Origin of the sequence: Methanosarcina sp. DH2 (assembly GCF_020804225.1) — an archaeon.
Lineage (GTDB): Archaea > Halobacteriota > Methanosarcinia > Methanosarcinales > Methanosarcinaceae > Methanosarcina.
Genome location: NZ_WJBI01000001.1, coordinates 267,518 through 281,467, shown reverse-complemented (window position 1 = coordinate 281,467; position 13,950 = coordinate 267,518). Strand labels below are relative to the sequence as shown.

Here is a 13,950-nt window from a genome sequence, read left to right as displayed (position 1 = left end):
ATAAACTTCGGATGTGATATGTTCGCAAGTATAAATTTCCTGCGCTCGCATATGCTACCTCCTGAATAACGGCTGGTGAGAGTAAAATAGAATAAAGGGATACGAAACGCTTAAAATGGACTGAATAATATTTCAGGATATGACGATATGGTTTCCTTTTTCTGCGACCATCTAGAAGGAAGAGAATTCCTATGTTTCAATCTGCCCGGAAGCGGATGTAATTTGTAAAGGAAAAACTGTTGAAGAAGCCATTGAAAACCTGAAAAAAGAGGTAGAAAAAATTCTGGGAGAAGAACTGTCCAGTGGATTTTCGAAAATTGTTTATTACTAACTTTTTTGTTACTAACTTCTGCAAGAGGACCAAATGATGAAAATTAGAAAATTAATACCCAAAAATATAAGGCAGCAGATATCTGAGGGAGCCAAAAAAGGAAAAAAGAAAGGAAATCTTACCAATAAACTAATAAACTTGTAACAGTTCCTCCCATGCCATTAATTGTTCCCTGTCTGAACAGATACTTTCCACTCAAAGGCTGACCAATTACCACATCCAGTTGCTTATCCTGAAGTGTCGCTCCTCCAGGCACACCCGTACAATCTATATACACAGTTCCCTTGTCAGTCGTTTCAAAAACGTTGAACGCGTGATTAGCTCCGATTGCACCGACCCAACCGGCTTTTATACCCGCAGCTTCTGAATTGTCATGAAGGGCTTTTGCAAAGTCACTGCAAACATATGTTGAAGTATAGGGTAGTTCATCGGTCTTGTCAGCTTCCAAAAACATTAAGAGCTGGTCATAGGTAGGGTTTACTGCATTGTTATAGTTTGTAAGGGTTAGGACTTGCCCATTTCCTCCAACTGTGCAAGTATTATCTCTACATAACTCAATAGTAGTTGTTCCGGTTGCATCTGTTGGGGTGACAGGGGGGACGGCATTTTCAGAATCGGCGTTTCCAGAATCGGCGTTTCCAGAATCGGCGTTTCCAGAATCAGCGTTTCCAGAATCAGTGTTTCCAGAGTCAGTAGATCCAGAGTCGCTAGGTCCTTCAGAATTACAATCATTGCAGTTCCAGTCTGGATACTGGTTATAATTTCCAGATTCAGTACTTTCTCCAGAGTTACAATTTTTGCAATTCCAGTCTGAATACTGATTATAATCCCATTCACAATTAGTATAATGCTTATAGCAGTATTTTCCAGAATGGTACGAACAGGCAGCAGAAGCCGCCGAAGCGGTCAGCAACAGAATTATAGAAATACTTAAAAGTTTTATTAGGGGTTTTATATTTAACTTTTTCATAAAAATTCCTCAAACTGAGAGCAGATTTTTAAGAGCGGATTCAATTCAAATCATACTCAGGGTTAAGGTCTCAGACTTAAAGAGGAAGCCAACTGTATTTGAATATTTCGCATATAAAATGCGTATTGGACAATATGTAATGCTGGGAAATGAAACTATATAACCTTATTTTATAATATTTAACCCTTCTTTTGCAGTAGCTGACTTATGACAAAATATCCGTCTATATCCTTACATGCGTACCTTCTTAAAATTAAAACCTGAAAAAAAGAGTTGAAAAAAAGATTTGGGAAAAGAGCTGTCCCAGGAATTTTAGAAAATCGGATATTACTGAACAGTGGACTTTTAGTGAGCAACTTGACTTTTACTGAGCAACTGGACTTTTACTGAATAACTGGATTTTTATGATGTTACGGTATTTTCGGAGAAAAGTTCTAAAATCAAAAGCCCTGAAAGAAGACTTCAAATTCCTGCTTTTACTGCATCCCAGAGCATTTCCATCTTTTCAAGCGGGGTATTCAACGGGATTTCGCAGCCTGTTGCCAGGATAAAGCCTTTTTCCGGCGCAACCGAGAGACAGCTTTTTATTTCATGCTCGATCTCAGCTCTGGAACCGGTGAGAGGGGCATCAGGAATGATATTTCCCATAAGGCAGATGCCGGCATCGGAGAATTCTTTAAACTCCCTGAAGCAATGCCTCGGACCGCATCCGATGTTGTTGTGGTTATGGAGCTTTTTGCATTCAACCCTGTACTTTTTTCCGAGCAGCCTGACATCCCCGAAGGCAAAGTTAAGGGCATGGGGTCCAAGTTTCATTTCCAGGTCATAGAAGGCACCAGCTGCGCAATTGTGAGAGATTACGTATCCTCCTTCAGCTTTTATGTGGTCATAAAGTCTCTTCGTGTAGGGTAGCATAAATTCCTCAGCCATTTGCGGGCTGAAAAGGTCGGCAGTACTTTCTCCATTTTCGACAAAAATGCCGTCAACACCGGCTTCGAGCAGAGAATCGGCAAACAGGATGCAGCTTTCCGTGAGTTTTTCCAGCAGGGCGTGGAAGCTGTCTCTATCCTTTAACATATCAATGCAGAGCCTGCTTCCTCCCATGACCTGAGACGCAAGCATCAGGGGAGACATAGTTGCGCCTGTGATAAAGGCTTCATCCCCGATTTCCTTCTTGAGAATCTCAACTGACCCGGCAATGGTCTTTACTCGCTCGGACTTCTCGATATTCGCTGGATTTATCAGTTCATGCTCAGCCGCAGATTTAAGAGCATATTTCGCAACCGCAGGATACGCATTTTCTTTTATGTTTACCTTTGTCCCGAGCGCCTCAGCTTCCACCAGAAGGCAACCCCAGGGGGACATCACATTGTCGTGGTGGTACATCTCCCTTGCAAGGATCTGCGCTCTTGCAATTCCCTCTGCAGAACAGTAGGCATCTTTGAGGCTTGAACCCATACGCTCCAGTACCGCATGCCCTGCTCCGAACCAGAGATAGCCATACGGGACCCGATCAACATCTTTTCTTTCGAGTGCGTTGATAAAACGCTCCCTTGAAGTCATTTCCGCTTCCACAAATGAGATCTCCTTTTTTAAGTTTCCAGATATCACTATAAAAGTACTTTTATAAATACAAGCCCCGGAAGTTTGAGATGAAGAAGGATATTTTTTCGGGCCTGACCATATTTGGAACTCAAACCCGCGTAGACATTTAGGATTGAGATTTTAAAAAAGGATTAACAAAGTCACAGTCCTCATCGAAGCCACAATCTTTATTGATGTATGAGAACACAAGTTAAACTTTCATCTATCCAAAAAACAATTAATTGCAAAATATTTAACACAAACATTGCAATATCACAAAAAGATAGCAGGTATGATATGGCAAGTGTGAAAGATATGGCAGGTATGAAAGATATGACAGATATGACAGAAATGACAGAAACGTTTACATTTTCTGCAATGGTGCAAAAGAAGAACGAGCGATACGTATCCTCATGCCTGGAGCTGGAGATATCAAGTCAGGGAAAAACAATTGAAGAAGCAGTTTCAAATCTGAAAGAAGCAGTTGAACTTTACATCGAAAGAGAGGACATTACCCTTCCAGTCAAACGCCCGTTTCTGACAACCTTTAGAGTGACAGGAAATAAGACCCAGAGCAAAAGAAGTACAATAAAGAAAAAAGTACAGTAAAGAAGTACAGTAAAGAAAATATCTTAAGAAGAAGCCCAGAGGCACTATTATCCTTATTTACAGTGTCCCCCAACACAGCAGCCCTGAAGATATGCTCCCCCAAGCATATTGATCCAGAGCAGGATCAACGGCCCCCAAGCATTTCTTTTTTATTTTATACCTTACTCACTCACTTCCCAACTCCACGAATATAACATTATACCATTACTATTTCAAATTAATTACCCAAAATTTTGTATTTAAACAAAAATTAATTTTACGTTGAAAATTTCAAAGAAATAATAAGAAATTAAGCAAAAATTAATAAAAATATAGAAAGAAATAAAGAAAAATTAGGAAGGAAAGCGTAGTATAGACGGAATAAGAAAAAGCCCGAAAGCGCTATGTTCTGACTGTAGCCCCCGATACAGTTGTTCCAGAGATACGCTCCCCCAAGCATATCGGTCCGGAACAGGATCAATGGCTTTCGGGCAATTCTTTTACTTACTCATTCATACCCATTACTCACTCGTTCTCTCGGTTCACTCCACGTTGCAAATATATAATTGACTCTTAATTATTTTAAATTAATTATACCAAAAATTGCCCGCTAGCGAAATATATTCCCACTCAAAATATTTTAGGGCTCGAAAATGATTTAACACTAAATACGCTTTAATTGCAGTAATTTTCAAGAAAAAACGTGAGGAAAAGGAAAAGCAAGTAGAACTGAACTTCGTTTTCAAACCTATAGTCCTCCTCGAAGTTTGAATCCAGCGGGATATTCTTTAAAATAGTTCCAGACAGTCCGTTATCTGGAGCCCATAAAAGCTGCTCAAAAACAAATTAAAGAAAGTTTGGGCTAATTATTGTAAAAACTGTTGTAAAATAACCAATAATCGAAAAAAGCCCTATCTATTAAAAAAGAATGATAGAAAAGCAAGTAGAAATTAAAAAAGCAGTAGAAAAAAGGATAGAAAACGTTAAGAAAAAGCCCAGAGGCACTGCATCGTTCACTGTGTCCCCCAACACAGTCTCTTCGAATATTATGCTCCCCCAAGCATTGCTTCGAAGAAGGGATCAGTTTTCTCCGGGCGATTTCATAGTTGGTAGATTATGTTGATAGATACCCCATTTTACTTCCCAATTATTATTTCCCAACTCCAGCATATAATAATAAGATAAATTATTTTAAATTAATTATATCAAAAATTGTTCTGTAAAAAATTATATCGTCACGCTAAAAGTTTTAATACCAGCATAAATTATATCCAAACTCCAATTTTTAATCAGAATACTCAGAAAAAGCACGCTGCAAGAATTGCGCAATAAGACTGAAGAGAAAGACGAAGGAGAAAAAGAGCATTAAAAATATTAAAACAAATCGAAGTAATTAAAAATTGAATATAAATAAAATGGAAAAATGCAAAAAATAGAAAATCATATGTAAGAAGAAGCCCGGTGTCACTTTATCCCTTACTGTGTCCCCCAACCCAGTAGCTCTGAAAATATGTTCCCATCAAACATACTGCCAGAGCAGGACAGGTAACTCCGGGCGATTCTTTCACAATCCGCTAATACTTCGCTATTCGGTCATACCTATTTCTTCCAGCTCCATCATATAGTAATAATGTAAATTACTTTAAATTAATTATACAAAAAATTCTTTTCAAACAAAAAATATTGTCATGTAAAAAGTTTCAAAGCTAGTATACGACTTTATATATAAATTAATATTTGGCCTGAAAATACCGCAAAAAAGTCCTGAGATGGCACAAAAATTAAGTACATGAATTAAGCTATAAGTAAAAGCTTGAATGTGCAGTCCTGTAGGGTAGTGGTCAATCCTTCGGGCCTTTGGAGCCCGGGACAGCGGTTCGAATCCGCTCAGGACTATAATTACTATTTTAATAGCTCTATTTTTTATAATTAATTTAGTTAAAGCGTTTCCAGAAAAACAAAAAACAGACACTTTCTATCCGGCAATACGTATCAAATTCGATTTGATCCGCGGCACGAGGTCGCAACAATAAGCAGTTACGATCCCGTATTTTCAAGAGATTTGCAGTCAGTGGAGTTATTGAAACCAGTATTATTGAAGCCAGCATTATTGCTCAAAATTCTGCAGAGTTCATTTACTTCAATGATGTAGCGTACAAATTTATGTAGAAACAGACCCGGCGGAGTTTAAAGCCTTCAAAGTTCGTTTCAGGAGATTTCCAGGCTAATTTTACCGATCTAACGACCTGTAGAACGGTCAAACATCTTCGAAAGGTGTTTTTTGCAACTTTCTACAAGTTAATTTTTTTAATATATGAAAGGTATAGTTTAACACATTTGAGGATGCAAAATGGACGAAACAGTGAAAATCAACAGACGGAAAAGAAGAAAAAAAATAATAATTTCCAGCTTGGCTTTGATTTTTTTAATCGCAGTTATAATTCTCTTCCTAGCAGCTAAACCTTCAGATAGGGCAGTTTATATAACTACCAATGGTAGTGGAGATTTTAACTGTGATGGCATCGATGATCAGGTTGAAATAAATAAAGCTCTTGCTTACGTGGCAAAAAACTCTCAGTTCACAACTGTTCATCTGGAAGGGAACACTACATACGTAATCTCAGACAGCGTTCTTATTGGAAACAATACAATCCTGGAAGGGGATCCTACAGCTGTAATCAAACTTGAAGATGAAGCAGATTGGCCAGCAGACAAGCCTATGATTACTCAAATGGACAGTTCTGGAAATCAGGATATTACTATAAGAGGTTTTGAGATAGACGGAAATCATGACGGCAATGCAGAAAAGAAGAGAGGCGCAGGATATCATAATCTGATTCATTTCCTTAATTCCGAAAATATACAGGCACATGATCTGTACATGCATGACAGCCATGGAGACGGGTTAAAAGTTACAAGCTGTTCAAATATTCGGTTCTACAATAACACAATATATAAACTCGGGCATGATGCTCTCTATGTCATCTATTCTTCAAATGTGGAAGCCTGGAACAATAGAATAACATGCAGAACAAATAGCGGTTTGAGAATTTATAATTCTAACCATGCAAAATTTTACAACAACACCATTAACTCCGAGGGGGAAGGAGGAGCAGGAATTCAAGTCCAGAAAGAAGGCTCGTCAACTGTTATGGACGATATCGAAATATTCAACAACCTGCTTTACGAGACCAATGCTGCAGGTATCTGGATCACAGGTTACGGGTCCAAGTATTCAAAAGACACTGCAAAAGGGATATACATCCATAATAACAGGTTTTACAAAACCGGCACTAATCAGGGTGCTGATTGGGCAGGGGGCGTAGTGCTTAATGGGTTCCAAAACACCCTCATAGAAAATAACTTATTCGACGGATGCTACGGTGCAGCTATTGCCCACAAAAGAGTTAAAGCATTTTCAGCCCCTGAGTCAGGATATACGACTGTTGTAAAAAATAACATAATAATTAATACACAGCCCAGCCACACAGCCGGAAAAGGATATGCCATATTTAATAAGTTGAATAACACCCATTCATTTATCCTGGAAAACAACTGTCTTTCAAATAACGCCGGTGGAAATTATTTATATGCAAATTCCACATCCGACGTTGACGTTGATAATGGATACGTTGAGCAGGTAAGTAAGAATGAATCTATGAGGAAAAAATTCCCATGGAATAAAGCATTGTCTGCAGGACCTCAGTGATCTTAATAAGGTTGGTTCTAAGGTAAATTCCCATAAAATAAGCAAAAATTCCTGACCATTTCTTATTTTATCTCCTGTACGAGGCTGCAGCTGCTTACTGTTGCGGCCCAATTGCATTTTTTAAGGGCGTTGAAGGTTCATTGATTTTAAGATTTTCGTGCGCAGGCCTATCATCGACTGGGTAAGAAAGGATTTAACTCCCTATTTCAGCCAGATCCTTTCGCATTTTTCTCCTCAGCATCTTTTCAGATATCCAGCCAATAGCATTGTAAACGGGATTTACCGGCACATCCACGTAATATTTTGCTTCCGGACTGAGCCAGCCTTTTTCTTTCCAGTATGCATAATCTGAAGGAGAACTCTGGCCAAGTTCGCCAAAACTTGCCTTCTGAGCACGAAAAACGAATATATCTTTAAGCCCTGGAGAGCGGCGCTCTTTCTGAAAGGAATTATAAAACACAAATGAAGCTTTCTCAAGTTTCTGATTATTCTCCTGCTCTTTCTTTCTGGAAATTGGCCCTGGAGGAGTTACTATGCCAACACGATAAGATACTTCGAAACTCCATATACTGGCTACCAGTTTCAGGTAATCGAGAACTTCCTTAAGGCCCAGAGCTCCGGTGGTGGAGAGAAGAAGGGCTTTTTTATCGAAAAAGCGTGGACGATGAAAAATATAGGAGAAACGGTCGATGAAATTCTTCATGAGTGCGGAAACATTCATGCCGTATACGGGCGTAGCAAAAATTACTCCGTCGGCAGCATTCATTTTCTGTTCAATATCAGGGGCATCATCTTTACATGGACAATGATCCTCTCCTTTTATAAAACAGACAAAACAGCCACGACATTGAGACAGAGTGGCATCTTTGAGCATCAGATACTCGAATTCAACACTACCCATAGAATGCATGAACTCTTCTATTTTTTGTACAGCTCGATAAGTATTACCTTTTCGAGGACTTCCCATAATTACCAGGATTTTCATAATCTGGATACATTCCTTCTATTCTTACTAAAATAATGGTCAAATGATGTCGTTTCCTGAACCCGAACAGATATCATCATCTTACGGACAACCCCAAATTTGAGAAATTTCAGTTATATTTCAGTTATATATAAAGAACAACTATATGTTCTCTGAAAAATATAGTATAAAAGGTTGGGCATTGATTTTCAGATCGATATTTATTCCTGCTGAAATGCTTCCGGTTTTTAATTGCAAGAAATGTCAGAATCTTTCTGGGGGTGAAAGAATTACTTCTTTAATATCCGAAGATGCGGGGCCTGAAGAGCTTGAGGCAATAGCGGTGGCAGTGCATTCTCTGGTTGGGCTTCCGACTACCATCCGCAGTTTAAATCGAAAGGGGCTTCGCCTGGAAAATGGGAAAATAATTGATAGGGACTATACAGGTCCGGTACTCGAAGAGGTGCTCAGGACCGGCACGACTGTGCATGGAGTCCCGAAAGGGGGAACATACCTTGGCAGGAATGTGGTTGTTTCTCCTATTTTCTCGGAGGACGGGAAGGTTATTGCGGCGATAGGAATAGTAGATCTATTATCTATCCTAAAGATGCAGGAAATAATCAGGACCGTAGTAAACAACAGCCCTGCAGTTGTTTTCCTGTGGAAAAACCAGAAGAAATGGCCTTTAGAGTTTGTTTCGGAAAACGTCGTTCAGTTCGGATATACTGTGGAGGACTTTATTTCAGGGAATATCCTTTATGGAGATGTTATCCATCCCGAGGACCTGAAAAGAGTTGAGGAAGAGCTTGATAAGCGCATCCGGAAAGGTGAAGTTGACCTCAATACGGAATACAGGATATTCACAAAAGCCGGAGACCTGCGCTGGGTCAATGAAAGGGCATTCATCCAGCGAAATGAAGAAGGGGAGATAACCCACTTACAGGGACTTGTCCTTGATGTAACCGAACGAAAAGAGAAAGAAGAAGCTCTCAGGGAATCTTTTGAAGTGCAGAGGCTTCTGAGGACTATAATAAACAACAGCCAGGCAATAGCCTTTCTGTGGGAAAATAAAGAAAACCTGCCTGCAGAATATGTTTCGGAGAACGTTGTCCAGTTCGGGTATACTGCAGAAGATTTCACATCAGGAAAAATAATGTACGGAAGTATAATTCACGAAGATGACGTTGGCAAGGTTAATGAAACCCTTGAACGAAACATCGCAGAAGGCCAGGATTCCTTCGGAATTGAGTACAGGATTTTCACAGGAGACGGAAAAATGCTCTGGGTGGATGAGAGAGTCTTTACCCAGAGAAACGCAGAAGGCAAAGCAACTCACCTTCAGGGCCTCGTTGTAGATATTACCGAAAGAAAAGAGGCCCAGAAAATGCTTGAAATCCAGAGAGAACTGGGAATGAAGCTTAACACTACCTGGAGTCTACATGCTATTCTTAACCTGGTACTTGATGCATGCCTGCAGATAAACGGGATAGATACCGGAGGCATTTATATTAAGGACGAGCTCCTGGACCAGATAAACCTTGTTGCATCCCGCGGGATTTCTCCTGAGTTTAAAGAAAAGGTTTCAAGATATAAGGCAGATTCAAACGAGGCAAAACAGATCTGGATTGAAAAGCCCATCTACTCAATGGACTTTTACTCCGAAAATATGACTGAAGCGGTAAGGAGAGAGGGAATTACAGCAGTTGCGGTAATTCCTCTTAAATATAGTAACGAAATTATAGGGAGTCTGAATTTTGCCTCCCATACGCTGGATAAGATCCCATGGAGTATCCGCAACTTCCTTGAAAGCATAGCTCTCCAGGTGGTAAACCATATAGCTCCGGTCTGTATCCAGGCAGACCTATCGTAAGTTTTAACCTTCTCCCGAAATCCTCACAAAAAATCAATAGAGGTGCGGCTGGAATAAAGTCTACTGAAAATCCAGGGTTTCTCAAAAGCCAGAACCTGAAACCAATTAATAAAAATAGAGCCCAGCGAGTAGAATTAGGAATTTGTGCAATATTAAAAAACCATGATTAAGGAAGAATATGTTTATAATGGGAAAAATTCATGCGAAAAAAACCTGTTAATGCGGAAAATGACCATGATAGGTCGAGAACGTCTGCTTAGTAGGAAAGTTGTTATAAAAAAGGTTCTCGAATTAAAATATCTCAGGTAAAAGTCAGGTGGTTCACAAGGATCCTGTATCAATGAAGTATATTACGGGATCAGCTTTCAGACTGTCCTGAATTTGCTTCATTTTACATCTCACGTGCTAATGAAGTAGATTTCGGGATCAGTTTTCAGGCTGTCCTGAATTTGCTCCATTATTACATCTCACGTGCCAATGAAGTAGATTTCGGGATCAGTTTTCAGGCTGTCCTGAATTTGCTCCATTTTACAGTACTTCCCTTATGAACCAATTAATACTATGTAAGTTATAATATAAAATACCAGCGATAGAATTATAGATTATTTAAACAGTTAATTGATTTGATAATCTAGTGCCTTTATTCACCTGTAAAATCGATTTCATTTACCTCCAGTATTTAACAAAATATTTACCTCCAGTATTAGTAGATTACCTGATAGATCACCTCACAGGAAGCAGATGGGTTAAGGATAGGGAGTCCAGCACTTAATCCATTAAATTCAATTAAAGCCTTGACATGCCAGCCTAACCCAGCGTATTTCTTCTTTATCTACCTTTTTTCCTTTTACCTGCCCCCTGCCCGGACATTTTTCAGGATTTCGTTTACCCCTGGCCTTTTTCCATACATAAGCAGGTAAACCCTGAATAGCCTGCTCGACAGTACGATTACTGCGTGTATCGAAACAAAAAGAATGAATAGACTTGCTGCGATCTGGTAGAGAGGCACTTCCGAAGCTCCGATTCTGGAAAGCATGGCCACCGGAGATGTAAAAGGGAAAAGAGACAGGAAGATTGCAAGGGAGCTGTCAGGTTTCGTAAGGATGAACTGCATGAAAACAAGAGGAAACGCGGCAGCAAATGTGAAGATCCCCGCGACCTGCTGGCTTTCCTGGAGTGAGCCTGTTACTGCCCCGATTCCCGCCATCATGCTGGCAAAGAAGAGGAAACCGAGCAGGAAATAGATAAGAGAAATAAAAAGAAGCATGGGCTCTATTTTTACTGGAAGAGCATATCCACCTCCGAAAACGACTACTGAAAGCCACACGACAATCTGCAGAAGGCCGATTGCACCAAGACCCAGTACTTTGCCGGTAAGAAGTTCTGAAGGAGTTACAGAAGAAAGAAGAACCTCCATAATCCTGTTTTCCTTTTCCTCAGCAACCCCACGGAGAAGATAGCCTGATGCTGAAAAAATGCTGAAAAATAGAAGGAAAGCCATAAGGAAAGGAAGACCGAAATTGGTCAGGATCTCAGCTATGCCCTGCTCTGATGATTCTCCATTATCTCCGACATTATACAGCTTCATGTTGACCGGATTTTTGACCCTCTGAAGCACGGGCTCATCCACGCTGCCTTTCAGGAGGGAATCGATCGCTATATTTGAGAGTTCAGTCGAGAGTTCGGCCCCCGGAACTGGCGTTCCCTTTTCTGAGGTATAGAGTTCAATTACGCCGGTCTCAAGGAAATCTTCAGGGACTATAAGATAGGAAGAGATCTGTCCGGACTGCAGGGCTTTCCTGGCTTCAGAGCTTTCTTCGTATTTTACAAACTCTATAGTTGATGCCTTTGCCCCCAGAGGTCCTACAGAAAAACCTTCACTGGTGGAGAACTCCGGAAAATCAAAGGAATCGGTCATGTCGATATAGCCTATACTCTGGTCTTCTGCAGGAGTGGTACCGGCAAGTAAGGGAGGAATAAAAGCAATTCCGGCAAGGATGAGGGGAAAAGCAAAGGTCATGAAGAGAAACTCTTTACGCTTTATGGTTTTCAGGAACTCGTACCTGGCAACAATTAAGGTTTTTCCGGATAATTTACTCACCAGAAGCACTCTCCACAGTTTCAATAAAAATCTCATTCAAGGAAGGGAATGCCTGCTCAAACCTCAGGATTTCGGCTCTTCGTATAAGCTCTTGAAGAACTGCCTGTGCACTTATGCCTTCCTCAGGAAAGATCTCAACTGATCTGTCATGCTCCGTAATTTTTCTGATGCCTTGAATTTCTCTAATGAGGTTCAGACTCCTTTTTTCGGCAAACTCCACATGCAGGGAGTTTTTTCCGTGTTCCTTTCGTATCCCTGAAACGGTGCCGTAAAGCACTCGCTGGCCTTTATTGAGCATAAGGATCCTGTCGCATAGTTTTTGTGCCTGTTCCATCATGTGTGTAGAAAGGATAACAGTCCTGCCTTCATTTCTGTACTCAAGAATTTTGTCTTCAACGGTTTTTGTACTCACCGGATCAAGCCCGGAAAAAGGCTCGTCAAGAATAATAAGTTCAGGGTCATGGATAATTGAAGAAAGGAACTGAATTTTTTGCTGCATCCCTTTTGAAAGCTCTTCTACTCTTTTTTCCCTGTGTTCATACAGTTCCAGGGATTTAAGAAGAGACTCTGCACTCGCATGAGCCTTTTTTTTAGGGACATTTTTAAGCTGTGCGAGGTAGATAAGCATGTCCAGAAGCTTCGTTTTCCTGTACAGCCCCCTTTCTTCAGGAAGGTAGCCTATCCTGTCTTTTGCAGCAGAACCCAGAGAACCCCCAAAAACCCGGATTTCTCCCGAGTCCGGTTTTATGATATCGAGAAGCAGTCTTATAAGGGTCGTTTTTCCAGCCCCGTTTGGGCCCAGCAACCCGAAGATCTCCCCCTTCTCGACTGAAAAAGAGATATCTCTGATAACATTTTTTTCTGCGAAAGACTTTGATACGCCTTCAAATTCCAGAGCATGCATCCAGATTAAATATATTCCAATATAGAATAAGTTTATTGAATATTTAATTAGGGTTAATAAGCGACTTTAATTTGAGCTAATAAATGATTTTAATTTGGGGGAACAGATGACATGCTACCCAGACTGGTTATACACAACACCATAAGTCTCGACGGCTCGACTACCGGTTTTACTGCAAACCTTGATGTCCACTATGGAATCCTGGGCAGTTACGAGCCCGATGCCATGATAGTCGGCTCAAATACCGCAAAGACGGGAACACAATTTTTTTGCGAAAAGATCCCTCCGGAAGATGAATTGGACTTTAAAAAACCTGAAATCCAACCCGGTGACTCGCGGGCGTACTGGATGATCGCTGATTCACGGGGAATTCTCGAGGGGCTGATGCATGTATTCAGGCGTTCCGAGTACAGTAAAGATGTAATTGTTCTTGTATCGGAGAAGACTCCTGAATCTTACATCAATTACCTCAGGGAAAGAAATTATGATATTATCCGGGCAGGAGCAGAACGGGTCGATGTCAAGCAAGCACTTGAAATTGCAAATGAACGGTATGGTTTTAAACTCGTAGTCTCGGACAGCGGAGGAATTCTGAACGGTATTTTACTCGAACAGGGACTTGTCGAGGAAATTAGCATGGTCCTGACTCCGGAGATTGTGGGGAAAAATGGGACAAACCTTTTCAGAGACATTGAGAAAAACGGGATCCAGCTTGAACTTCTAAGGAATGAAGTCGTGGAGAAAAAATACGTGCATCTGGTTTACAGGGTTTTAAAAGGATAATAATAACAGAAATCATTCTACGAAAGTTACTTTACATCTTGCAATATATTCTGTAGAGATATTCTGTAGAGAAATTCTGTAAAGATATTCTGTAGAGATTTCTATAGGAGATATTCTGTAGAGATTTCTATAGAGACATTCTGTAG

At 40.3% G+C, this 13,950-nt stretch carries 10 protein-coding genes and 1 tRNA gene; 6 read left to right on the top strand and 5 right to left on the bottom strand.

Annotation, left to right across the window (positions count from 1 at the left end; genetic code table 11):
• Positions 1 to 449 precede the first annotated feature (449 nt).
• Together FXV91_RS01145 and FXV91_RS01140 are read right to left on the bottom strand one after the other, a co-directional pair.
• Positions 450 to 1,301, bottom strand: coding sequence for a hypothetical protein (locus FXV91_RS01145; RefSeq protein ID WP_229387502.1), 852 nt, complete (start codon positions 1,299 to 1,301; stop codon positions 450 to 452).
• Between the two features lie 462 nt (positions 1,302 to 1,763).
• Positions 1,764 to 2,876: a uroporphyrinogen decarboxylase family protein gene (locus tag FXV91_RS01140; protein WP_229387500.1), complete on the bottom strand. Its 1,113-nt coding sequence runs from the start codon at positions 2,874 to 2,876 to the stop codon at positions 1,764 to 1,766.
• 306 nt (positions 2,877 to 3,182) lie between these two features.
• On the opposite strand from FXV91_RS01140, the gene FXV91_RS01135 reads away from it, so the two are divergent.
• The 4 genes from FXV91_RS01135 (at position 3,183) to FXV91_RS01120 (ending at position 7,182) form a co-directional block, all read left to right on the top strand.
• A complete protein-coding gene (locus tag FXV91_RS01135; RefSeq protein WP_345945458.1) occupies positions 3,183 to 3,494 on the top strand; it encodes a type II toxin-antitoxin system HicB family antitoxin in 312 nt (103 codons plus the stop codon).
• A 907-nt stretch (positions 3,495 to 4,401) separates the two neighbouring features.
• Positions 4,402 to 4,596, top strand: coding sequence for a hypothetical protein (locus FXV91_RS01130; RefSeq protein WP_229387498.1), 195 nt, complete (start codon positions 4,402 to 4,404; stop codon positions 4,594 to 4,596).
• 700 nt (positions 4,597 to 5,296) lie between these two features.
• Positions 5,297 to 5,369: transfer RNA gene (locus tag FXV91_RS01125), tRNA-Gln, on the top strand.
• Between the two features lie 466 nt (positions 5,370 to 5,835).
• Positions 5,836 to 7,182, top strand: a complete 1,347-nt coding sequence (locus tag FXV91_RS01120) for a right-handed parallel beta-helix repeat-containing protein (protein WP_229387496.1) — start codon at positions 5,836 to 5,838, stop codon at positions 7,180 to 7,182.
• 193 nt (positions 7,183 to 7,375) lie between these two features.
• On the opposite strand, the gene FXV91_RS01115 is transcribed toward FXV91_RS01120, so the two are convergent.
• A complete protein-coding gene (locus FXV91_RS01115; RefSeq protein ID WP_229387494.1) occupies positions 7,376 to 8,167 on the bottom strand; it encodes a flavodoxin family protein in 792 nt (263 codons plus the stop codon).
• 214 nt (positions 8,168 to 8,381) lie between these two features.
• Here FXV91_RS01115 and FXV91_RS01110 point away from each other — a divergent pair, with 214 nt between their 5' ends.
• Complete coding sequence (locus tag FXV91_RS01110; RefSeq protein ID WP_229387492.1) at positions 8,382 to 10,016, top strand: PAS domain-containing protein; 1,635 nt, start codon at positions 8,382 to 8,384, stop codon at positions 10,014 to 10,016.
• Positions 10,017 to 10,863: 847 nt separating this feature from the next.
• Here the strand turns inward: FXV91_RS01110 and FXV91_RS01105 are convergent.
• The gene (locus tag FXV91_RS01105; RefSeq protein ID WP_229387490.1) at positions 10,864 to 12,117 is read right to left on the bottom strand and encodes an ABC transporter permease; all 1,254 of its coding nucleotides are present in this window, start codon (positions 12,115 to 12,117) and stop codon (positions 10,864 to 10,866) included.
• The gene (locus FXV91_RS01100) at positions 12,110 to 13,021 is read right to left on the bottom strand and encodes an ABC transporter ATP-binding protein (RefSeq protein ID WP_229387488.1); all 912 of its coding nucleotides are present in this window, start codon (positions 13,019 to 13,021) and stop codon (positions 12,110 to 12,112) included. Before FXV91_RS01100 ends, FXV91_RS01105 begins: the two co-directional genes overlap by 8 nt.
• A gap of 111 nt (positions 13,022 to 13,132) precedes the next feature.
• On the opposite strand from FXV91_RS01100, the gene FXV91_RS01095 reads away from it, so the two are divergent.
• Positions 13,133 to 13,804 (top strand): RibD family protein, encoded by a 672-nt coding sequence (locus FXV91_RS01095; RefSeq protein ID WP_229387486.1) that lies wholly within the window; start codon positions 13,133 to 13,135, stop codon positions 13,802 to 13,804.
• The last annotated feature ends 146 nt before the right edge of the window (positions 13,805 to 13,950 follow it).